18 protein-coding genes and 1 tRNA gene are annotated in these 21,109 nt (G+C 69.1%); 8 read left to right on the top strand and 11 right to left on the bottom strand.

The window, feature by feature from the left end; all coding sequences use genetic code 11:
- Nucleotides 1–58 precede the first annotated feature (58 nt).
- From ACIA03_RS04430 to ACIA03_RS04405, 6 genes are read right to left on the bottom strand one after another with little or no spacing between them, the layout of a single operon-like run.
- Nucleotides 59–1,084 (bottom strand): ion channel, encoded by a 1,026-nt coding sequence (locus tag ACIA03_RS04430; protein WP_396979625.1) that lies wholly within the window; start codon nucleotides 1,082–1,084, stop codon nucleotides 59–61.
- The gene (locus tag ACIA03_RS04425) at nucleotides 1,084–2,634 is read right to left on the bottom strand and encodes a polyamine aminopropyltransferase (RefSeq protein ID WP_396979623.1); all 1,551 of its coding nucleotides are present in this window, start codon (nucleotides 2,632–2,634) and stop codon (nucleotides 1,084–1,086) included. The genes ACIA03_RS04430 and ACIA03_RS04425 overlap by 1 nt, the downstream gene beginning before the upstream one ends.
- 17 nt (nucleotides 2,635–2,651) lie before the next feature.
- A complete protein-coding gene (locus ACIA03_RS04420) occupies nucleotides 2,652–3,074 on the bottom strand; it encodes a DUF350 domain-containing protein (protein WP_396979621.1) in 423 nt (140 codons plus the stop codon).
- Between the two features lie 25 nt (nucleotides 3,075–3,099).
- Nucleotides 3,100–3,585 (bottom strand): DUF4247 domain-containing protein, encoded by a 486-nt coding sequence (locus tag ACIA03_RS04415; protein ID WP_396979619.1) that lies wholly within the window; start codon nucleotides 3,583–3,585, stop codon nucleotides 3,100–3,102.
- On the bottom strand, nucleotides 3,578–4,090 hold the full coding sequence (locus tag ACIA03_RS04410) for a DUF2617 family protein (protein WP_396979617.1): 513 nt from the start codon (nucleotides 4,088–4,090) through the stop codon (nucleotides 3,578–3,580). The genes ACIA03_RS04415 and ACIA03_RS04410 overlap by 8 nt, the downstream gene beginning before the upstream one ends.
- A complete protein-coding gene (locus tag ACIA03_RS04405; protein WP_396979615.1) occupies nucleotides 4,087–4,704 on the bottom strand; it encodes a DUF4178 domain-containing protein in 618 nt (205 codons plus the stop codon). Before ACIA03_RS04405 ends, ACIA03_RS04410 begins: the two co-directional genes overlap by 4 nt.
- Nucleotides 4,705–5,000: 296 nt before the next feature.
- Here ACIA03_RS04405 and tmk point away from each other — a divergent pair, with 296 nt between their 5' ends.
- Genes tmk through ACIA03_RS04390 form a run of 3 tightly spaced genes read left to right on the top strand, consistent with a single transcriptional unit; the run spans nucleotide 5,001 to nucleotide 8,310 of the window.
- The gene (tmk, locus tag ACIA03_RS04400) at nucleotides 5,001–5,651 is read left to right on the top strand and encodes a dTMP kinase (RefSeq protein WP_396979613.1); all 651 of its coding nucleotides are present in this window, start codon (nucleotides 5,001–5,003) and stop codon (nucleotides 5,649–5,651) included.
- Entirely contained in the window at nucleotides 5,648–6,808 is a 1,161-nt protein-coding gene (locus tag ACIA03_RS04395; protein WP_396979611.1) for a DNA polymerase III subunit delta', read from the top strand. The genes tmk and ACIA03_RS04395 overlap by 4 nt, the downstream gene beginning before the upstream one ends.
- Nucleotides 6,805–8,310 (top strand): alpha/beta hydrolase, encoded by a 1,506-nt coding sequence (locus ACIA03_RS04390; RefSeq protein ID WP_396979609.1) that lies wholly within the window; start codon nucleotides 6,805–6,807, stop codon nucleotides 8,308–8,310. Before ACIA03_RS04395 ends, ACIA03_RS04390 begins: the two co-directional genes overlap by 4 nt.
- 120 nt (nucleotides 8,311–8,430) lie before the next feature.
- Here ACIA03_RS04390 and ACIA03_RS04385 read toward each other — a convergent pair whose 3' ends face one another.
- Nucleotides 8,431–9,357 (bottom strand): LysR family transcriptional regulator, encoded by a 927-nt coding sequence (locus ACIA03_RS04385; protein ID WP_396979607.1) that lies wholly within the window; start codon nucleotides 9,355–9,357, stop codon nucleotides 8,431–8,433.
- 128 nt (nucleotides 9,358–9,485) lie between these two features.
- Between ACIA03_RS04385 and ACIA03_RS04380 the strand changes: the two genes are divergently transcribed.
- The gene (locus tag ACIA03_RS04380; protein ID WP_396979605.1) at nucleotides 9,486–9,644 is read left to right on the top strand and encodes a hypothetical protein; all 159 of its coding nucleotides are present in this window, start codon (nucleotides 9,486–9,488) and stop codon (nucleotides 9,642–9,644) included.
- Nucleotides 9,645–9,657: 13 nt separating this feature from the next.
- Nucleotides 9,658–9,730, top strand: a tRNA-Thr gene (locus ACIA03_RS04375).
- Between the two features lie 81 nt (nucleotides 9,731–9,811).
- On the opposite strand, the gene ACIA03_RS04370 is transcribed toward ACIA03_RS04375, so the two are convergent.
- Together ACIA03_RS04370 and ACIA03_RS04365 are read right to left on the bottom strand one after the other, a co-directional pair.
- Nucleotides 9,812–10,294, bottom strand: coding sequence for a nitroreductase/quinone reductase family protein (locus ACIA03_RS04370; RefSeq protein ID WP_396979603.1), 483 nt, complete (start codon nucleotides 10,292–10,294; stop codon nucleotides 9,812–9,814).
- A gap of 311 nt (nucleotides 10,295–10,605) precedes the next feature.
- The gene (locus tag ACIA03_RS04365) at nucleotides 10,606–11,904 is read right to left on the bottom strand and encodes an MFS transporter (RefSeq protein WP_396979601.1); all 1,299 of its coding nucleotides are present in this window, start codon (nucleotides 11,902–11,904) and stop codon (nucleotides 10,606–10,608) included.
- A 256-nt stretch (nucleotides 11,905–12,160) separates the two neighbouring features.
- On the opposite strand from ACIA03_RS04365, the gene ACIA03_RS04360 reads away from it, so the two are divergent.
- The 3 genes from ACIA03_RS04360 to ACIA03_RS04350 are packed head-to-tail and all read left to right on the top strand — an operon-like array spanning nucleotide 12,161 to nucleotide 18,514.
- The gene (locus ACIA03_RS04360) at nucleotides 12,161–14,437 is read left to right on the top strand and encodes an immunoglobulin-like domain-containing protein (RefSeq protein ID WP_396979599.1); all 2,277 of its coding nucleotides are present in this window, start codon (nucleotides 12,161–12,163) and stop codon (nucleotides 14,435–14,437) included.
- A gap of 11 nt (nucleotides 14,438–14,448) precedes the next feature.
- On the top strand, nucleotides 14,449–17,004 hold the full coding sequence (locus ACIA03_RS04355; RefSeq protein WP_396979597.1) for an alpha-L-arabinofuranosidase C-terminal domain-containing protein: 2,556 nt from the start codon (nucleotides 14,449–14,451) through the stop codon (nucleotides 17,002–17,004).
- A 10-nt stretch (nucleotides 17,005–17,014) separates the two neighbouring features.
- Nucleotides 17,015–18,514, top strand: coding sequence for a family 43 glycosylhydrolase (locus ACIA03_RS04350; RefSeq protein ID WP_396979595.1), 1,500 nt, complete (start codon nucleotides 17,015–17,017; stop codon nucleotides 18,512–18,514).
- Nucleotides 18,515–18,533: 19 nt separating this feature from the next.
- Here ACIA03_RS04350 and ACIA03_RS04345 read toward each other — a convergent pair whose 3' ends face one another.
- Entirely contained in the window at nucleotides 18,534–19,391 is an 858-nt protein-coding gene (locus tag ACIA03_RS04345) for an alpha/beta hydrolase (protein WP_396979593.1), read from the bottom strand.
- A gap of 110 nt (nucleotides 19,392–19,501) precedes the next feature.
- Entirely contained in the window at nucleotides 19,502–21,094 is a 1,593-nt protein-coding gene (locus ACIA03_RS04340) for an MDR family MFS transporter (protein ID WP_396979591.1), read from the bottom strand.
- Nucleotides 21,095–21,109 lie beyond the last annotated feature (15 nt).

Here is a 21,109-nt window from a genome sequence, read left to right as displayed (position 1 = left end):
CCTGGCCGCACTCGACAGAACCCCGCCATGGCGGGGTTCTGTCAGTTGAGGGCGACCCTCAGCCGAGCGACCCGACGACCTCGTCGTAGTCCAACCGGTCGGCGGCGATGTAGAAGAGCCGAGCGCCGGGACCGACGACCAGATCCCAGGAGGGGCTGACCTGGATGCCGCCGTCGGTGCGGACGGCCAGGAGCGTGGCGCCGTGGCCACGCCCGAGAGCGGACTGCCAGGCGCCGACGGCCGCGGTCGGGGCCGAGTCAGGCACGGTGAGCGAGTAGGTGCCCTTGCCGCCGGCGGTGGCGAGCTCCTGGTAGACCTCCGCGATCCCGGGGTCGCTGAGCTCTTCCGCGATGAGCTGGGTGTTGTGCCACTGCACGCAGTGGACGGTGGTGTCGATGCGGAAGATCGTGCGCTGCACCCGCAGGTCCCGCAGGGCGACGATGGTGTGTACCGACGGAGCCGCCGTGTTGGCCGCGACGGTGAGGGTGACCGCCTCGTTGTCGTCGCGTGCGTCGATCAGCACGCTGTGCGCACCGGACAGCCCGGTCCGGGCGAGCACGGAGAGATCGGTGATGTCGCCGCGTACGAAATGAAGGCGGTCCTCGCCGGCCATCGGGTGCTCGGCGAGCTGGTCCTCCCAGGTCGCGAGGACGACCTCGCGTTCGGGCTCGGAGAGCAGCTCGGCCAGGAGCCGCTCGGTGCGCCCGGCGGTGTAGCCGAGCAGCACGATGTGGTTCTGTCCGCTGAAGCTGATCTCTCCACGCATGCGGCGTCCTTTGGCGTTCTCGATGATTGCCGAGATCCGGCTGAACAAGATGGCGAGGGTGGTGATGGAGCCGAAGACGACGTACGCCCCGACGAACCGGCCGCCGGTGGTCTCCGGGAAGAAGTCTCCGTAGCCGACCGTGGTCGCGGTGACCAGGAACCACCACCAGTAGTTGGCGGGATGCACGATGTCGGTGCCCGGCTGGGCCAGCGCCATGGCGATCCAGCCGGTGACGAAGACGAAGCAGATGATGGCGAGCGGCAGCACCCAGGCGTAGTGCCGCGAGGTGCGCCGGACCATGCGCAGAAGGAAGAACATCAGTAGCCCACCCAGCCCTTGCGGGCGTAGTCCAGGATCGCCGGGTCGAGCAGCGTGGTGACCGAGGTGGGCCGTTCGGCACGGTCGGGCGGGAAGGACGCGGCTGCCGCGAGCACGGTGTCGCTGGCGTAGCGCAGCCCGCCCGGCGCCTCGTCGTCCAGGGCGAGCGGGGGAGCCGACGAACCCCGCCCGGCGAGGACGTAGCCCCAGTTCCCGAAGGACGGCACGTCCGCCTGGTACGGCGTGGTGCGGTAGCCGGCCGCGGCGAGGGTGTGCCGCACCGACCAGAACGCGTCCGGCGCGAAGAACGGGCTGCCCGACTGCACGACCAGCCGCGCGGACGGAGCCATCAGCCGGGAGATCATGGTGTAGTTCTCGACCGAGTAGAGCTTGGCCAGCGCGGTCGAGTCCGGGTCGGGGAAGTCCGCGATGACCACGTCGAACGGTGCCCCCGAGTAGTCCCGCACCCAGGAGAACGCGTCCGCCGGGACGTACGTCAATCGCGGGTCGTCGAGGGAGCCGTGCGTCTGCACCCGCAACGGCGCGAAGGTGCGCGCCAGCGACACCACGGCAGGGTCGAGGTCGACCAGCGTCACCGACGAGACCGACCGGTAGCGCAGCACCTCCCGCGCGGCGAGCCCGTCCCCGCCACCCAGGATGAGCACCCGCGCATGGGGACCGTTCATCGCCGGATGGACGAGCATCTCGTGATACCGGTATTCGTCCAAGGACGAATACTGCAGGTCACCGTCGAGGAAAAGGCGTACGTCGTCGAACTCCGGTCCGAACGGGGCGCCCCGGGTCACCACGATCTCCTGGTAGTCCGAGCGCTCGGCGTGGACGATCGGGTCGCGGTAGAGCGCCTGCCGGGCGTTGAGCTCGAAGGAGTCGGCCAACACCGCGGTCGTGCCGAGGGCGACGGCGAGGACGCCGCAGACCGCCGTGACGAGCCCGCGATGCCGGCGCGACCCGGCCAGCGCGACCCCGACCGTCCAGGCGGCGAGCACGTTCAGGGCGGCCGTGGCCACCGTGCCCACCAGCAGCCCCAGGGTCGGCAGCAGCACGAATGGGAACGCCAGCCCGCCGATCAGCGCACCGACGTAGTCGACCGCGTTGATGTCGGCGACCGCGAGCGAGGCCTGTTGGCGGCGCAGCCGCTGCAGCAGCTCCATCAGCAGCGGGATCTCGGCGCCGACCAGCGCGCCGATCAGGAACGTCACCAGCAGCATCATCGGGGTGTAGAGATGCAGCCACGCGAACGCGGCGTAGAGCGCCGGCACCGAGGCGCCACCGACCGCGGCGAGCGCGATCTCCACCCCCACGAACGCGCGCAGCGGCCGCGCGGTGAGCGGCTTGGCGAGCACGGCGCCGACGCCCATCGCGAACATCGACACCGCGATCACCAGCGAGGTCTGCGCGATCGAGTTGCCGAGCAGGTAGCTCCCCAGCGTCACCAGCGCGAGCTCGTAGACCAGGCCGCACGCCGCGCAGACGAACACCGCCGCGAGGACGAGCAGCCGGGCTGCTCGTCCCGCGGGCAGCGCAGGCAACGATGGGAGGCTCAGGCTCACGTGATCGAGGCCGCCACGATCACGCCGACGGCCAGCTGCACCGCGACCGCGACCCAGATCGCCGGGTCATCCTTGTCGTCGGTCATCAGCTCACCGAGCCGCCCCGGGGTGAGCAGGTCGAGGATCACGAATGCGACCGCCAGAAGGGCGATCCCGATCAGGCCGTACGCCGCGGTCGTGAGCAGCCCCTCGAGCGTGTCCGCCTCCGCGGTGTAGATCGAGGTGGCCACGATCGTGGCGATCGCGACGACAGAGGCACCGAGCAGCAGTGCGGGGTCGCGGCGGTGCTCCACGAAGATCAGCTGCCCGAGCTTGCCCGGGGTGAGCAGGTCGATCACGTAGAAGCCGATCACCAGCAGGAGCAGCCCGAGGGCGGCGAAGGCGACGGTGGACAGCAGTCCGCTCATGAGGTCGGTCATCGGTTCATCTCCAGTCTGAGGGTGGTCACTTGCCGGATCCGCTGCCGCCGCCGCGGAAGGAGGATCCGCCGCTGCTGCCGCCACCGCTGTTGCGGCCGTAGTAGCTGTTCCAGCCCCAGAGACCGATCACGGTGCTGTGGTGGCGGTAGCCGCGGTCGTACTCGTAGAGCGTGATCGTGGATCCCGAGGGCGTGCGCGGCTCCACGACGACCAGCCAGTCGTCGTCGTAGCGCAGGTAGCTGTTGGAGCCCTCGGCCCGGTTCTCGTCGGCGTCGGAGCCGGCGGCGATCTTGTTGGCGACCGAGGTCACCGTGCCGTCGTCCTCGAAGACGATCCCGGCGTCGTTGTCGGGGTCGGAGCCGCTCACGTGGTCGAAGTTCTTGCGCAGGTACTTCTCGGGGCTGTTCCCGTCGCCCGAAACCGCGATGGCGATGATGATGGCGAGCACGACGCACACTGCGACGATCGCCCAGCCGATCAGCTTGCGGTTGGGGCCGTTCGGTTCAGACACTTGCGCCCTCCTCGGGCCGGTAGCTTGTGACGGTGGCGACGATCTCGCCGGTCTGTGGGTAGGTGTGCCAGGTGCTCCAGGTGATCTGCAGCTCGCCGAGCTCCTCGAGAGCCAGCGCGGTCACGGCGTGCGGGTCGCCCGGGAAGTGCGCGACGACGGCATCCGTACGCCCCTCCAACCGCTCCACGAGCTCCGATGCCCGCTCGGCGAGCTCCTCGGGTTCCAGCGTGGCGACGTGCGAGCCGAGGCTGTAGGAGCCCTCCGCGTGCGCCGCGGGAAGGGGCGCGGCCTCGGCGATCCCGCACGCGACGGTCTCGTGCAGGAGCGGGCGGTCGTGGCGGCGTACGACGACCTGGTGGCTGGCACCCAGGACGCTCAACGTGACCGTCAGTCCGGCCCCGAGGTCCACCGTCAGGGAGGCCAGCGGAGTGCAGTCGATGGGAGCGAGGCTCCAGCGCAGGGTGTTGCCGCGTACGTCCGCGAACGGGACGTCGAGGAGCGTCACTCGTCGTCCAGGGTCGCGGGCCGGTCGGTGGAGGGGTAGACGGTCAGCTCGAACGGCTGCAGCACCTCGCCGAGGGAGGGCTCCCAGTTGCTGCCCCACTTCTCGAAGCCGAGGAGCTTGCCGTCGACCGACTTGTAGTCGGCGTACTCGGCCCTGCCGGACGGTGCCGTGCCGGTCGCGCCGGTCGCGGTGAAGGCGGCCGAGCCCTGCTCCTGGAGCCGGTAGGCGACCCCGCCGACGATGACATCGCGGTCACCGACGGCGCCCTGCTCGATGTCGCCGAGCGGGATCGCGTGCCACAGCGAGACCTCGAAGCTCTCGTCGTCCTCGATCGAGAGCCACTTCTTGCCCTCGGCGTCGTCGAGCATGTGCTCGGTCCAGCGGTAGCCGTCCTCGTCGAAGTCGAGGCGGCCACGGACGAACCAGTTGTGGCCGAGGTATTCGATCACGTCGCCGTTGCGCACCTGGCGCAGCTGGTCGGAGGCGTGCTTGTGCTGGTCGCCGATGAAGTCGTCGGGCTCCTTCTGCGCCGTCGGCTGCTGCCTGCTCTTCCAGAGCAGGTAGGCCGCGACCGCGACCGCGGCCAGCAGCAGGACGATCAGGACGTAGATCACCGGAGACTCCTTGGGGCAGCGTGAGGACGACCCGAACCTTAACCTGGCGCTGCCGCGTTCGGCAGTCTCAAACGCGGTGGTCCGGGCGGCGTACGTCTGGGTTGTCGGTCCCACCCCGTAGGTTGGGCTCGTGAACGAGCGTCAGCGAGTGAACCATGAGGTCATCACGCAGCCGCGTCCGTATTCTGGCGCTTGCGCTACGGAGGTGGCTGCGTGAACGAGCGTCAGCGAGTGAACCATGAGGTCATCACGCAGCCGCGTCCGTATTCTGGCGCTTGCGCTACGGAGGTGGCTGCGTGAGGTTTCCGGGTGTCTATGCAGAGCACGGTGTCTTCGTGTGTTTCGAGGGCGGCGAGGGGTCGGGCAAGTCGACCCAGTCGCGGCTGCTCCACGAGGCGCTGACCGCCCGCGGCCACCGCGTCCTGCTGACCTTCGAGCCGGGCGACACGGCCGTAGGAAAGGACGTACGCCGCATCGTGCTGTCCCCGGAGACCGGCGACCTCGACGACCGGACCGAGGCGCTCCTGTTCGCCGCCGACAAAGCCGAGCACATCGAGTCGATGGTCCGCCCGGCGCTGGAGCGGGGCGAGGTGGTGATCACCGACCGCTATGTCGACTCGATGCTGGCCTACCAGGGTGCCGGCCGGGTGCTGGACGCCGCGCAGCTCGAGGAGGTGGCGCGCTGGGCGACCGCCGATCTGCGTCCCCACGTGACCGTGCTGCTCGACCTGGACCCGACGGCCGGTTTCACGCGGTTCGAGGAGCGCGACCGGATGGAGCAGGAGTCGGTCGAGTTCCACCAGCGGGTGCGGTCGGCGTTCGTCGCGCTCGCCGAGCGCAACCCCGAGCACTATCTGGTCCTGGACGCCCGCGCCCCTGTCGAGGAGATCCACGCGGCGGTGCTGGCACGGCTGGAGCCGCTGCTCACCCAGGCGGTGACCGCATGAACGTCGCCACCACATCGGTCTGGGACAACCTCGTCGGCCAGCGCCACATCATCTCCACTCTGCAGACCGCGGCCTCGGGGCACGGCATGACCCAATCGTGGCTCTTCACCGGGCCGCCCGGATCAGGACGGTCCAACGCCGCGATCGCCTTCGCCGCCGCGCTCCAGTGCCCGAACGGCGGCTGCGGCCAGTGCCACGCGTGTCACACCGTGCTCGCCGGCAGCCACGCCGACGTCAACCTGGTCCGCACCGAGAAGCTGACCCTCGGGGTCGACGAGATCCGCGACCTGGTGCGTCAGTCCGCGCTCACGCCGGCCGGCAACCGCTGGCAGATCCTGATCATCGAGGACGCCGACCGGCTCACCGAGCAGGCCAACAACGCGCTGCTCAAGGCGGTCGAGGAGCCCGGCGCCCGCACCGTCTGGATGCTCTGCGCGCCGACGGTCGAGGACGTCCTCCCGACGATCCGGTCCCGGTGCCGGCTGGTCACGCTGAGCACCCCGACGGCCCCTGACGTGACCGCGTTCCTCCAGCGCACGCTCGGTGTCGACGAGGCGCGCGCGGCCTATGCGGCCCGCGCCAGCCAGGGCCACATCGGTCGGGCCAAGGCGCTGGCCCGCGACGACGACACCCGGCGCCGCCGTGAGCAGGTGGTGGCCTATCCGGCCAAGCTGCGCACCCTGGCCGACGCGCTCAGGGCCGCCGGCGAGCTCGCCGCGGTCTCGAAGGAGGAGGCCGACGCGGTCACCGCCGACCTCGACGCTCGTGAGAAGGCCGACCTCGACGCGGGCTACGGCGTGGTCGAGCGAGGACGCCGGCCGCGTGAGTACGGCCCCGCGCTGTCTGCGCTCGAGAAGGACCAGAAGCGCCGCGCCACCCGCCGTCACCGCGACGTGATCGACCGTGGGCTGATGGACCTGGTCTCGGTCTACCGCGACGCGATCACCCTGGCCGCCCGTGCCCCGGTGACGCTCGTCAACGAGGAGCACCGGCGCGAGATCGAGCAGATCGTCGCGTACTCGACCCCCGAGCTCAATCTGCAGCGCATCGGTGCGATCTTCGAGGCCCGTGAGCAGCTGCTGGAGTTCAACGTCCAGCCCCAGTTGGTGCTGGAAGCCATGATGGTGGCGCTGTTGCCGCCCGGAGGAGACCAGTGAAACGCAAAGCCGTTCTCGTCGTGATGTCAGCGCTCGCCCTCGCGGGCTGCGGAGGTGGTGGCACCCCCGACGCCGACCAGGTGAGTCCGAGCGCGGCGGCGACCGCGGCTCCGAAGGCGGAGCTGCAGACCTTCTACAGCCAGAAGCTGGACTGGAAGGAGTGCAACGGCGCCTTCGAGTGCGCGACCCTCGAGGTCCCGCTCGACTACTCCGACCCCACCGGCCGCACCATCGAGGTCTCGGTCATCAAGGACCCGGCCAACAAGAAGAAGATCGGCTCGCTGGCGATCAACCCGGGCGGACCGGGCGGCTCGGGCATCGACTACGCGCTCTACAACAACCAGTCGTTCAGCAGGACCGTCCGCGACTCCTACGACATCGTCGGTTTCGACCCGCGCGGTGTCGGGCAGAGCACCCCGGTCGACTGCCTCGACGACAAGGCGCTGGACGCCTACGTCGCGGTCGACCCCGACCCCGACACCCCCGCGGAAGAGAAGGCCTACGCCGACACCGGCGTCCAGATGGCCAGGGGCTGCGCAGCCCAGAAGGACGGCATCTCTGCCCACGTCAGCACCGTCGAGGCGGCGCGGGACATGGACGTACTCCGGGCCGCGCTGGGTGAGGACCAGCTCGACTACTTCGGCGCCTCCTACGGCACCCAGCTCGGTTCGACCTACGCCGAGCTCTACCCCGACCGGGTCGGCCGGTTCGTGCTCGACGGTGCGATCGCGCCCGGTCTGAGCGTCCTCGACGCCAACCTGGCCCAGGCGAAGGGGTTCGAGGTCGCGCTCCGCTCCTACGTCGAGCACTGCGTCGACGAAGGCAGCTGCTTCCTCGGCGACACCGTCGACGAGGGTGTCGAGCGCGTCCAGAAGCTGATGGCCGACATTGACGCGAAGCCTCTGCCCGCCGGCGACCGCGAGCTGACCGCGGGCAACGCGCTCTACGGCCTGATCACTCCGCTCTATGTCGAGTCCTACTGGCCCTACCTCACCGACGCCCTGCAGGCGGCGCTGAAGGGCGACGGCTCCCAGCTGATGAGCCTCTCGGACAACTACGCCGGCCGCGACCCCGAAGGTGGCTACCTCGACAACACGATGGAGGCCAACTGGGCGATCAACTGCCTCGACGACTCCTCCGGCCTCAGCCCGGAAGAGGTACGCAAGCAGCTGCCCGCCTTCGAGAAGGCCGCACCCACCTTCGGTGCCGCGCTGGCCTGGATGCTCAACGGCTGCGCCGCGGAGAAGTTCAAGGCCACCGAGCCCGAGCCGGAGATCGACGCCGCGGGCTCCAACCCGATCGTCGTCATCGGCACCACCCGCGACCCGGCCACCCCCTACGCGTGGGCCGAGAAGCTCGCGGAGGCACTCGACTCCGGCGTACTCGTCTCCCGCGACGGCGACGGCCACACCGGCTACATGCAGGGCAACGGCTGCGTCGACGACGCCGTCGACGACTACCTGGTCGGCGGCAAGGTCCCCGACGACGGCCTGGAGTGCTGACGCCTCGCCGAGACTGAGGCGGTTCCTTCGTCAAGGTATGCAGGTCAAGGAACACATCCCCAGCGGAACTCCGCACGGGATGTGAGCGTTCGGCTGCATACCTTGACGAAGGAACGGCCGCTAGCGCCGGTGGACCGGGTCCGCGATCGCCTGGATCCGCTTCGTGGCCAGCTCGATCATCAGGGTGGCGGCGGGGGAGAGGGTGGCGTCGGTGCGGTGGACGATGGCGAAGGTGTCGTACGTCCGGGGCCGCAGTGACACCCACCCTGCCTTCGGCGCCAGCCGGGGGAGCAGCTGCTCGGCTGCTCCCTTGGCGATGACACTGTCGGCGTACCCCATCCCCACCAGCTCGACCGCCGTCTCGATGTCCTCGACCTCGACCCGGCTGGGTGGGTTGCGTCCGGTCTCGTGGAGCAGGTTCCGGATGGTGACCCGGGTGGGGTCCTCGGAGCTCCAGGTCGTGTCGGCCATCACCAGCGTGGCCAGCGAGAGCCGGTGAGGGGTGACCGGCGTCGCCAGGTGCGCGGGGTCGGCCGAGATGTAGACGAGCTCGTCGCGGGCCACGGGCGTGACCTTCAGCCCCGGGCCGGAGACGCTGCCGACCAGCAACATCGCCGCCTCGAGCCGTCCGCGCCGCAGGTCCTCCTGGACCTCGGTCGAGTTCTGCCCGATCAGCTCGACGCGTACGCCTGGATACCGGTCGAGCACGTCGGCCACCAGCCCGGCGCCGCCGTAGAGCCGGGCGATCCCGAACATCCCGAACCGGATCGTCCCGGTCTCGAACTGCTTCACCGCCTGCACGGCCTTGCGCGCGTCCTCGGCGGCCGCGACCGTACGCTCCGCGTGCGGCCTCAGCTCGTCGGCCACTGCGGTCGGCACCACCCCGCGCCCGACCCGGCGGAAGAGCTGGACGCCGAGCGTACGCTCCAGGCTCCTGACCTGCTCCGAGATCGACGGCTGCGCATAGCCGAGCTCATCGGCCGCCGCGGTCAGCGAGCCATGCTCGTAGACCGCGAGGAACACGCGGAGCTGGTGCAGCGACAACATAGAGACATCCTATGTCGTTTCAAGGAAAGATCGTCTACCTCTATGAGTCGCCGACGGTCATCATTGAATCACCACCACTGCGTCCGCAGTCGGTGGTTGATCCATGTTCCTAGGGGAGTAGAGCAGTAATGAAGCACGGCGTTCGCCGCCTGGGCCGCCTGATCGGCAAGGGCAAGCCCACCCGCACGACCATCGACGAGCACGTCGAGGCGCACCGTTTTAGTGTCGAGCGCGCAGTCTCGGTACACTCATCCGGTCCGCTCAACCAGAGCCGCTACATGCGGTAACGGATGACGGTACGCCGCCTTAGCTCAGTCGGTAGAGCGTCTCACTCGTAATGAGAAGGTCGTCGGTTCGATTCCGACAGGCGGCTCCGCCAAGAACCCGGTTCTGACCAGCCACGACGGCTGCAAGAGCCGGGTTTTGTGTTTGTCATTCGCCGGTCTCGTTGTCGTCACGTTCGCGTGCTCGGGTTGATGCGGAACACGGGGTAGTCCGGGGCGATCCGCTCGAACTCTGTCAACGGCGCATCACGGTCGACCGGCGCGTGGCTCCTGGCGCCCGGCGCGAGTTCCAGGAAGCGCCGCAGGATCGGCGCGCGGGCGCTCGGTTCGACCTCCTCGAGGTGCACCTGTTCACGACGACCGTGGTGGAGCACGGCTCGTCCGTCTGCCGCGCGGACGTTGCGTACCCAGTTGGCCTGCTGGCCGAGCATCGCGACCAGGTACCGCTGGCCGTCGTACTCGGTGAGCACCAACGGGAACGCGATGACCTTGCCGCTACGCCGACCGATGACCTCGAGCGTGACCGCCCGCTTGGGCGCTGCGATCCGGTACCGGTACTGGACGGCGCCGATCCGGTTCAACACTCGTGCGACCCGGTTCGGCCGCCCACCCTGATACATCCACCGATCGAACCGGTGCAGCATGCTCTGCATCAGCCTTGACTCCTCAGGTGATCCGACGACTCACAGCACCTGCCACGCTGCCTGCGGACGGAACTCACCCGTAGGGTCGAAGGTCCTCGGCGAAGCCGGTCCTTGAGCCCGTTGACCGACCTCGACGATCAACAACGAGCTCTCTCATGACCGCCCTCGGACGACTCGGGTGAGAACATTTGTTACCAGATATCGAGGTTTGGGGGTCGTCGATGCGGGAAGGCTGCTATCTCTTCCGTGTGCGGCCCCGGCGCCCACGCTGCTGGAGTACCCCCCACTCGGCATCGAGGGCGTCCTGGGCCGCACGCCAGTCAGGCTCGATCGGCTGACACGACCTCGACCGACGGCTCGGTGTGGGGCCCGGCCCACCAGACGACGGTGGTGATCACGCCGATCACCAGCAGCGCGCTGGTCAGCCAGAACGGATACGTCCGGTCGATCCCGGAGAGCCAACCGGAGATCCAGCCGAACGGGGCGGCAGCGAGCATCACCGCGGTGCGCTGCAGCGCCATCACGCGGGACCGCTCGGCCTCGTCGACGTGGAACGCGACGAGCGACTCCGAGAGCATGAAGAGCATTCCGGCGCCGAAGCTGTCGAGAAGGAGGCACACCCCGAGAAGCGCGTACGTCACGAGGTCGGCGTCACCTCGGGCGGCGGGGATCGCGACGAGCATCAGCTGGCCGGCCAGATAGATGCCGAAGCCCCACAAGGTCGCCTGCTTGAGATCGTGCCCCGACGTCAGCCGGCGGATCAGCGTGAAGAGGAAGAGCACCGACAGCAGCGAGCGCACCATCGGGAAGAACGGCAGCACCGGGTCGGGCACGTGCAGGTGGTGGCTGACCAGGACCTGCCAGAAGGTGCCGTTGACGAGGGTGACCGCCGCGACCAGGGCGGCGATGGCCAGCGCCAGAAGCGAGCCGTGCGAGCGGCCCAGCAGGCGCGCGGCCTCGCGGTAGCCGACGAAGAGCCGCCACAGGCTCTCGTGGCGGGTCTCCTCCATCCGGATCCGGCCCTGCCGGGTCTCGGTGGAGGCGGCGTACAGCAGGATGATCTTGGCCAGCATCACCACCGCGGCGTTGATGAAGAGCACCCGCACCGCGGGCTCCAGGCCGAACCGCGCGACCATGAAGGCGGCGATCGGGGCGAAGAGCGCCGAGCAGTCGGCCGCGACCCGCACGAGCGAGTAGATGCCGGTGAGCTGGTCGCGCTCGGCGTCCTCGACCATCAGGCAGTCCCAGGCGTTCGCGGTGACCTGGAGCGCGCCGTTGAGCAGCGAGGCGGCCAGGAATGCCCAGAAGTCCTGAGCGAATGCCCAGATCAGACAGGGGATCACGAAGGCGATCACATCGAAGACCGCGTTCGTCAGCCTGCGCCCCATCCGGTCGGTGATGATGCCGCCGGCGAGCCCGAAGAACACCTGCGAGACCATGCCGGCGGTCGCCAGCAGACCGATCTGCGCGTCGTGCAGCCCGAGGGTGAGCATGAAGACGGAGAGGTACGGCAGCACCAGCGCCATCGACAGGCCCCACATCGGCTCGGTCCACACGCATGCGCGCGGGTTGCCGCGGAGATGGATGAGGGTGTGCCAGAGGGAGCCGGGGGATGCCACCGGGCAAGTGAACCAGGTGTGAGGCCGGTCCCGACAACGATTTCGACCTCGAGGTGTGGACGGCCTACGGGTTGCCGGCGTCGTCGGCGCAGGCAGGATCCGAGACGGGCTTGCGACGCACAAGCCCTCGCATCACGTGCCGGACGGCCCTTGACGAGCACGCCGATCCCCTGCTTATGTTAACGCTCACATTCTGTGATGGCAGTCACATCACAGAATGACCCGGCGTTGTCAAAGCTGACCCTGGAGCGCGCGAATGGACCAGTCGAACCTGACCGAGCAGAACCGGCGCCGGAGGCATGTGGCGCGGACGTTGGCGGCGCTTGCGTCGCTCCCCTTGATCCTGGCCGGCCTGGTGGCGACCGCGCCCGCGCAGGGCGCGAGCGACGCGGGGCTGGTCGTCCACTATCCGCTCGACCAGACCAGCGGCACCACGGTCGTCGACGAGTCGGGGGCCGGCCGCAACGGCACGATCGCCGGCGACGCGACCTGGCTCGGCGGCGAGGGACTCTCCCTCGGCGGCACCAACGGGCACGTCAGGCTGCCGAACGACGTGATGGCCGGCCTGACGTCGATCACCGTCTCGCTCGAGGTGAAGATCGCAGCGGACCAGGCCACTCCCTACTTCATCTGGGGCCTCGGCAACACCGGCTCCAACGGCTGGGGCAACGGCTACCTGTTCACGACCGGCAACGCCTACCGGACGTCGATCGCCACCGGCAACTGGAGCACCGAGCAGACCGTCACAGCCGGCCGCAACCTCGCCCGCGACACCTGGAAGACCATCAGCTACACGCTCGCCGACGGCACCGCGGTGCTCTACGAGGACGGTGTCGAGGTCGCCCGCCGCACCGGCGTGACCATCACGCCCGGTCAGATCGGCAACGGTGTCACGACCGCGAACTACCTCGGCCGATCGGTCTACAGCGGCGACCGCTACCTGAAGGGACAGCTGCGCGACTTCCGGATCTACGACCACGCGCTGACGGCGGCGGAGGTCCACGAGCTGGGCTACGTCACCGACGAGGAGCGCGTCGCGCGCGACCTCGCCTGGCTGGACCTCGGTGACACGTCCCGCGTCGTCAGTGACCTCTCGCTCCCGACCAGCGGCCCGAACGGGTCCACCTTCACCTGGACCTCCTCCGACCCTGCCGTCGTCTCGGCGACCGGCGACGTCACCCGCCCGCCCTACGGCAGTCCTGACGCCACCGTGACCCTCACCGCCACCGCAACCCACGGCTCCGCCGGCCAGCCCGAGGAGTTCACCATCAACGTGCCGGCCGACATCAGCGACGAGGAGAAGGTCACCCGAGCCGCAGCAGCGCTCCGGGTCTGGGACGCCGACGAGATCCGCGGCAACATCACCCTGCCGACCGAAGGCCTGCACGGCACGACGGTGAGCTGGACGTCCAGTGAGCCCGCCGTCGTGACCCCGACCGGCGAGGTGAACCGGCCGGCGTACGGCAAGAAGGCCGTCCGCCTGGCACTCAACGCCACCGTGAGCCTCGGCAAGGTCAAGGAGAAGCGGCAGTTCCGGCTGACCGTTCTGCCGCTGCCGAAGAAGGAGCCGCTCGAGGGCTACACCTTCGCCTACTTCACGGGCGAGGGAACCGCGGACGGCGAGCAGGTCTACCTCGCGGCCAGCAAGGGCAACGACCCGCTCCACTGGGACGAGCTCAACGGCGGCCAGCCGGTGCTCCGGTCGCAGTACGGCGACAAGGGCGTACGCGACCCGTTCATCATCCGCTCGCCCGAGGGCGACAAGTTCTACCTGATCGCCACCGACCTCAAGATCTACGGCAACGGGGACTGGGACGCGGCCCAGCGGCACGGGAGCCGCTACATCGAGGTCTGGGAGTCCACGGACCTGGTGAACTGGTCCGAGCAGCGACACGTCCGGGTGTCGTCGCCCCAGGCCGGAAACACGTGGGCGCCCGAGGCCTACTACGACGAGGGGATCGGAGCGTACGTCGTCTTCTGGGCCTCCAAGCTCTACGACGAGTCGGACCCCGAGCACGCCGGCAACACGCACAACCGGATGGTCTACGTCACCACCCGGGACTTCCGGACCTTCAGCGAGCCCCAGGTGTGGATCGACCCGGGCTACTCGGTGATCGACTCGACCGTCGTCGAGCACGAGGGGACCTTCTACCGGTTCACCAAGGACGAGCGGAACAACACCTCCACCACGCCCTGCAGCAAGTTCATCGTCGAGGAGAAGGCCACCTCGCTGCTCGACCTCGACTGGGACTTCGTCGCGGAGTGCATCGGCAAGGCCACCGCCGAGAACCCGGGCATCGACCGAGGCGAGGGGCCGACGATCTTCAAGTCCAACACCGAGGACAAGTGGTACCTCTTCATCGACGAGTTCGGCGGCCGCGGGTACGTGCCGTTCGAGACCACCGACCTCGACTCGGGCTTCTTCCAGATCTCCAGCGACTACCAGCTTCCCAGCCGCCCCCGCCACGGCACGGTCCTGCCGGTGACCAAGGCCGAGCTGGACCGCATCCGCACCGTCTACCGCGTGTCCTGAGGAGACCAGAAATGCGCTACCCCCGTGTGTTGACCGTCCTGTCCGCCTCCGCCGTCCTGGCCCTACCCCTTGCGTACGCAGCCCCCACCCTGGCGGCGGATCGCCGTCCCGCCGCTGTCGATCCCGACTACACGATCACCGCCCGTCCCGCCGAGTCCGGTCCCGAGATCAGCGACAGCATGTACGGCGTCTTCTTCGAGGACATCAACTACGCCGCCGACGGCGGTCTCTACGCCGAGCTGGTCCGGAACCGGTCCTTCGAGTTCCTGCCCGTCGACAACCGCTCGTTCACCGGCATGACCGGCTGGACCCCGCGAGCAGAGGGCGGAGGCAGCGGCACCGCCACCGCCGTCAACGACGGCTCCCGGCTCAACGAGCGCAACCGCACCTACCTGCAGCTCACGCTGGCCAACACCGGCGGCGGGACGTACGGCGTCTCCAACGGCGGCTGGAACAACGGGGTCGCTCTCGAGGCCGGCAAGAGCTACGACTTCTCGGTCTGGGCGCGCTCGGACACCGCCGGCGGTACGCCGCTGACCGTGTCGCTGCGCGACGAGTCCGGCGCCACCTCGTACGCCGATCCGGTCCGGCTCCAGGTGAACGGTGACACCTGGAAGAAGTACGCCGGGACCTTCACGGCGAGCTCCACGACCGACTCCGCAAGGCTGTGGCTTCAGGGCGGGGGCACCGGCACGCTCCGCCTCGACATGGTCTCGCTGATGCCCGAGGACACCTTCATGGGCCGCGAGAACGGGCTGCGCAAGGACCTCGCCGAGAAGATCGCGGCGCTCGAGCCGGAGTTCGTCCGCTTCCCCGGTGGTTGCCTCGTCAACACCGGCAGCATGGCCGGCTACGACGAGGCGACCGGCTGGCAGCGGGCCCGCGCCTACCAGTGGAAGGACACCGTCGGCCCGGTCGAGGAGCGGGCCACCAACGCCAACTTCTGGGGCTACAACCAGTCCTACGGCCTGGGCTACTTCGAGTACTTCCAGTTCGCCGAGGACATCGGGGCGATGCCGCTGCCGGTCGTCCCCGCGCTGGTCACCGGCTGTGGCCAGAACAAGGCCACCGACGACGACGCGCTGCTGCAGCGCCACATCCAGGACACCCTCGACCTCATCGAGTTCGCCAACGGCCCGGTCGACTCCGAGTGGGGCGCGCTGCGCGCCGAGATGGGGCATCCGGAGCCGTTCGGGCTCACCCACCTCGGCGTCGGCAACGAGGAGAACCTGCCGAAGGAATTCTTCGAGCGGTTCGAGAAGTTCCGCGCGGCCATCGCGGAGCGCTACCCGGAGATCACGATCATCAGCAACTCCGGCCCCGACGACCAGGGCGCGCTCTTCGACCAGCACTGGGCGCAGAACAAGGCGGCCGGCGTCGACATGGTCGACGAGCACTACTACAACTCCCCGACCTGGTTCCTGCAGAACAACGACCGCTACGACAGCTATGACCGAAGCGGGCCGAAGGTGTTCCTCGGCGAGTACGCCTCCCAGGGCAACAAGCTCTTCAACGCGCTGTCCGAGGCGGCGTACATGACAGGCCTCGAGCGCAACGCCGATGTGGTGAAGCTGGCCTCCTACGCCCCGCTGCTCGCCAACGTCGACCACGTGCAGTGGCGCCCGGACATGATCTGGTTCGACAACGACCAGTCCTGGAGCTCCGCGAACTACGAGATCCAGAAGCTGTTCATGAACAACGTCGGCGACCGGGTCGTGCCCAGCGAGGCGAGCGGCAAGGTGGTCGAGCCGAAGCCGATCACCGGTGGGATCGGCCTCTCCACCTGGGCCACCTCCGCCGCGTACGACGACGTGTCGGTCACCGCGCCCGACGGGACCTCCCTGTTCGCCGACGACTTCGAAGACGGAAACGCCGAGGGCTGGAGCTCCCTGGCCAACCGAGGGAGCTGGTCGGTCGTCGATGGCGCTTACACCCAGACGGACGCAGGCGCCCAGGACACCCTGGTCAAGGCCGCGGACATCACCGCGAGCGACTACGACCTCGAGCTCAAGGCCAAGAAGCTGTCCGGCTCGGAAGGCTTCCTGATCGCCTTCGGGGTGAAGGACTCCGGCAACTTCTACTGGTGGAACATCGGCGGCTGGAACAACACCCGCACCGTCGTCGAGAAGGCCACCAACGGCGGCAAGGAGACCCTGGTCGCCCGTGAGGGTCACTCGGTCGAGACCGGACGCACCTACGACGTACGGATCGAGGTCCGGGGCACCCACGTGCGGCTCTTCCTCGACGGCCAGCTCTTCCAGGAGTTCGACGACGGTCAGGTCACCGAGCCGTTCGCCCAGGTGGTCACCCGTGACGCGGCGACCGGCGACCTGCTCGTCAAGGTCGTCAACGCCCAGGCCGAGCCGGCGGTCACGCGCATCGACCTCGGCGTCAAGGTCGCCTCGAGGGCGGAGATGACCGTCATCAGCGGCGACCCGGAGGAGCAGAACACCCGCACGGCGCAGCCCATCAAGCCGGTGACCAGCACCATCCGCGGCGTGGACAGCACCTTCACGCGCACCTTCGATCCGTACTCCGTCACCTTCATCCGCATCCAGACCCGGTAGGGGAGCACCCATGTCCGACCGCCTGAACCACTTGACTCACCTCGGTCTCCGGACCGGTCTCAGCAGGCGTCACCTCCTGCAGGCCGGGGTCGGCCTCGGGGCGGCTGCCGCCGTCGCCGGGTACGCCGCGCCTGCCGCCGCCGCACCGTCAGGGGCGATCCCCAGCGATGCCGAGATCTGGGGCGTCCCGACCCTCAACCCGCTCGTCGAGCGTCGCGCCGACCCGTTCGTCACCCGGCCCGTCGACGGGATGTACTACCTGACCGGCTCGGTGCCGGAGTACGACCGTCTCGTGGTCCGAGGGTCGGCCTCGCTCGCCGGCCTCGCCGCCGCGGCGGAGTCGGTGGTCTGGCGCCGACCGGCCAGCGGGAAGATGGGCGGCCACATCTGGGCGCCGGAGCTGCACCGCATCGACGGCCGCTGGTACATCTACTTCGCGGCCGGCGACTCCGACGACGTCTTCCGGATCCGGATGTACGTCATGGAGTCCACGCTCGCCGACCCGCGCGACCCGGCGGGCTGGGGTGCTCCTCAGCAGATCATCACGCCGTGGCAGAGCTTCGCCCTCGACTCCACCACCTTCGAGCACGCCGGCCGCCGCTACCTGGTCTGGGCGCAGAGCGAACCCGAGATCGCGGTGAACACCAGCCTCTACATCGCCGAGATGAGCTCGCCCTTCGCGATCAGCACGTTCCCGGCGCGGATCGCCACCCCGACCCGCAGCTGGGAGGTGCAGGGCTTCAAGGTCAACGAGGGGCCAGCCGTGCTGGTCCGCAACGGCCGCGTCTTCATGACGTTCTCGGCCAGTGCCACCGACGCGCGCTACTGCATGGGCCTGCTCACCGCCTCGGCGGACGCCGACCTGCTCGACCCGGGATCGTGGACCAAGAGCCCCGACCCGGTGTTCACCACGAACGAGCAGACCGGGCAGTACGGCCCCGGGCACAACTCGTTCACGGTCGCCGCCGACGGCGTGACCGACGTCCTCGTCTACCACGCCCGCGACTACCGCGACATCACCGGCGACCCGCTCTACGACCCGAACCGGCACGCGCGCGTGCAGAAGGTGGTGTGGCACGAGGACGGCACGCCGATGTTCGGCGTCCCGGTCGGCAAGGGCGGCCCGATCGTGCGGCTCACCCCGCTGGACGCGCCGGGCTCGTTCGTACGCCACTACGAGTACGTCATGCGGGTGGACCGTGCCCCGAGGGAGCTCGCCGACAGCCAGTTCCGGTTCGTCCCAGGGCTCGCGGGCGACGACACGGAGTCGCTGCAGTCGGTCAACTTCCCCGACAGGTACGTCCGGGTCACCGGCGGCACGGTGCGGATCGACCCGGTCGAGTCCGGACCGGCGTACGCCGCTGAGGCCAGCTTCCGCCGGATCCCGGTCAGGGATGGGATCTCGCTGCAGGTGGCCAGCGACCGTGGTGACTACCTCCGGCACGACCGCGGTGCGCTCACCGTCGGTGGCTCCGTGGGACGACGCTCCAGCACCTTCGTCCTGACCTGAGCCGCTGGAGGGACCCCGGTCAGCCGGCCGCGATCTCCGCGAGGAGGTCGGCGGCCGGGGCCGGGTGGACGAGCCAGCGGAGGTGGCTCGACTCGAGGGTGTGGACGGCGTACGGGTTGTCGGGGGTGAGGGCGTCGCCCTCGCGGATCAGCCGGTCCTGCATGGCGGGCGGCATGCTGACGTCCTCGCTGAGGCGTACGAACACGCGGGGGACCGTGCCCCAGGTGGCCGCCTGGGCGCGGTCCTCGGGGCCGCCGGCGTCGAGGTTCTCGTCGGGTTGGAAGGTGTTGAGGAACGTACGGAACTCGTCGTCGGTGCCGTCGGCCATGAAGGCGTGCTTGAGGCCGGCGAGCACCTCGGGGGAGGCGGTGCGGAAGTTGCAGCGCAGCAGGCCGACGTCGGCGGGGTTGGCGGCGGCCGCGCCGATCAGCGCGGAGGCGTCGAAGGAGGCCATCTCCGGCTCGGCGTTGTACGCGACCGCATCCAGCTCCACCGGCGCCCAGGCCGACACGTAGACCATCGTGTCGATCAGGTCCGGGCGGGCGTTGGCGGTCGCGGTCAGGGTGATCCCGCCACGGCTGTGCGCGACCACGATCACCGGGCCGTGCGCCTTCGCCCGCTCGAGCACCGAGACCAGGTGAGCCACGTTGTCGGCGAGGGTCACGCCCTTGATCCCGCCGGGAGCCGAAGCGAGCGCGGCGAGGTCCTGAGGCGCCTGGTAGGCCGGCGGGAACGTCGCGCCGAAGCCGTGGCCAGGGAGGTCGACCGCCAGCGAGCGGAGCCCGCGCAGGGCCAGCTCGCCCTGGAGGGGTGCGAACGAGAACGAGTTGGCGAAGGCGCCGTGGACGAGGACGAAGGTCGGCTCGGGCGAAGGCATGCCGAGACACTAGCGCCCACTCGGCAACAGCACCTGGTGACGTACGAACGAGGTGCCTGACCAGCAGAAACATGCTGGTCAGGCACCTCGGTGCAGGGAACAGGAAGCGGTCAGCCGGCGACAGCCTCCCCGCGGGCGACCATGCCGGCCTCGTTGGAGAGCTTGACCTCCTTGAGGAACAGCGCGAGCGCGAAGCCGAGGAGGACCAGCGGCACTAGGTACCAGAACGCGGGTGCGAGCGCCTCGGCGAAGGCGTCGACGACCCAGCCGTGGAGCGGCTCGGGCAGCTTGTCGACAGCGGCCGGCGTGAGGCTCCCGCCGGAGAACCCGGCACCGTCCGCGGGCATCATCCCCGAAGCCGCCATCTTCTCCGCGAGGCCCTCGAAGTTGTCGGTCAGCCGCGTGGTGAACACGGTCGTGAACAGGGCCGTGCCGACGGTCGCACCGATCTCCCGGAAGAAGTTGTTCGCCGACGTCGCGGTGCCGAGCTCGTGCGGGTCGACCGCGTTCTGCACGGCGAGGACGATGGTCTGCATGACCAGGCCCATCCCGGCGCCGAGCACGAAGATCATCAGCCCGAAGACGACCATCGACATGTCGCCGGTGATCGTGGTCATCCAGGCGATCGCGGCCGCGGTGATGAGCAGCCCGACGACGGGGAAGATCTTGTAGCGACCCGTCTTCGAGATCATGATCCCCGAGACGATCGCGGTGAGCATCAGGCCGGCCATCATCGGCAGCATCAGCAGCCCGGAGCCGGTGATCGAGGCGCCGGTCGACATCTGCAGGAAGGTCGGCAGCATCGCCATCGCCGAGAACATGCCCATCCCGAGCACCAGGCCGATCAGCGTGGTGACGGTGAAGGTCGGGTTCTTGAAGAGCCGCAGCGGGATCAGCGGCTCAGGAGCAAGGGTCTCGGCGACGATGAACGCCGCGACCGACGCCAGGGTGCCGACCAAGAGTCCGAGCAGCTGGGGCGAGGACCAGTCGTAGCCGTCGTGGCCGAGCGACTCCCACGAGGTCAGCAGCACGATGCCGCAGGTGGAGAGCACCATGAACATGATCCCCAGCCAGTCGACCGGACGTCCGGAGCGGTGCGAGGGCAGCCTCAGGGCGTACCAGGCCACGACCAGCGCGATGATCCCGACGGGTACGTTGATCCAGAAGGTCCAGCGCCAGCCCGGGCCGTCGGTGAGCCAGCCACCGAGGAGCGGCCCGATCACCGCGGAGATACCGAAGAGCGCGCCCATCGGACCCATGTACTTGCCACGCTCGGAGGCCGGCACGACGTCGGCGATGATCGCCTGGGACAGGATCATCAGCCCGCCACCGCCGAGCCCCTGGAGACCGCGGGCGGCGACCAGCTCGGGGAACGTCTGCGCCATGCCGCCGAAGAGCGAGCCGAGCGTGAACAGCGCGACGGCGACCAGGAACGGCCAGCGGCGACCCCACAGGTCACCGAACTTCCCGTACAGCGGCATCACGATCGCGATCGCCATGATGTAGGAGGTGATCACCCACCCCTGGTGCTCGACCCCGTCGAGCTCCCCGACGATCGTCGGCATCGCCGTGCTCACGATCGTCTGGTCGAGGGAGGAGAGGAACATCGAGGCCATCAGGGCCCCGAAGATCAGCCAGATCGTACGCGGCGTCAGCACGACCAACGGCTTGTCGGGCGCGTCGGGCGCGACCGTGTGGCTCATGGGTTGGACCTTCCA

The sequence above is a fragment of the Nocardioides sp. NPDC051685 genome (genome assembly GCF_044453405.1).
Classification (GTDB): Bacteria; Actinomycetota; Actinomycetes; order Propionibacteriales; family Nocardioidaceae; genus Nocardioides.
Note: the sequence above shows the minus strand (reverse complement) of the source record. Positions and strands in the feature narration are given on the sequence as shown.

What these genes read in the sequence shown, in the direction of transcription:
- ACIA03_RS04345 (WP_396979593.1), bottom strand. Translation starts at nt 19,391, where the DNA reads ATGCCTTCGCCCGAGCCGACCTTCGTCCTCGTCCACGGCGCCTTCGCC.
- ACIA03_RS04385 (WP_396979607.1), bottom strand. Translation starts at nt 9,357, where the DNA reads ATGTTGTCGCTGCACCAGCTCCGCGTGTTCCTCGCGGTCTACGAGCAT.
- ACIA03_RS04370 (WP_396979603.1), bottom strand. Translation starts at nt 10,294, where the DNA reads ATGCAGAGCATGCTGCACCGGTTCGATCGGTGGATGTATCAGGGTGGG.
- ACIA03_RS04350 (WP_396979595.1), top strand. Translation starts at nt 17,015, where the DNA reads ATGTCCGACCGCCTGAACCACTTGACTCACCTCGGTCTCCGGACCGGT.
- ACIA03_RS04360 (WP_396979599.1), top strand. Translation starts at nt 12,161, where the DNA reads ATGGACCAGTCGAACCTGACCGAGCAGAACCGGCGCCGGAGGCATGTG.
- ACIA03_RS04420 (WP_396979621.1), bottom strand. Translation starts at nt 3,074, where the DNA reads ATGACCGACCTCATGAGCGGACTGCTGTCCACCGTCGCCTTCGCCGCC.
- ACIA03_RS04395 (WP_396979611.1), top strand. Translation starts at nt 5,648, where the DNA reads ATGAACGTCGCCACCACATCGGTCTGGGACAACCTCGTCGGCCAGCGC.
- ACIA03_RS04430 (WP_396979625.1), bottom strand. Translation starts at nt 1,084, where the DNA reads ATGTTCTTCCTTCTGCGCATGGTCCGGCGCACCTCGCGGCACTACGCC.
- ACIA03_RS04340 (WP_396979591.1), bottom strand. Translation starts at nt 21,094, where the DNA reads ATGAGCCACACGGTCGCGCCCGACGCGCCCGACAAGCCGTTGGTCGTG.
- ACIA03_RS04380 (WP_396979605.1), top strand. Translation starts at nt 9,486, where the DNA reads ATGAAGCACGGCGTTCGCCGCCTGGGCCGCCTGATCGGCAAGGGCAAG.
- ACIA03_RS04355 (WP_396979597.1), top strand. Translation starts at nt 14,449, where the DNA reads ATGCGCTACCCCCGTGTGTTGACCGTCCTGTCCGCCTCCGCCGTCCTG.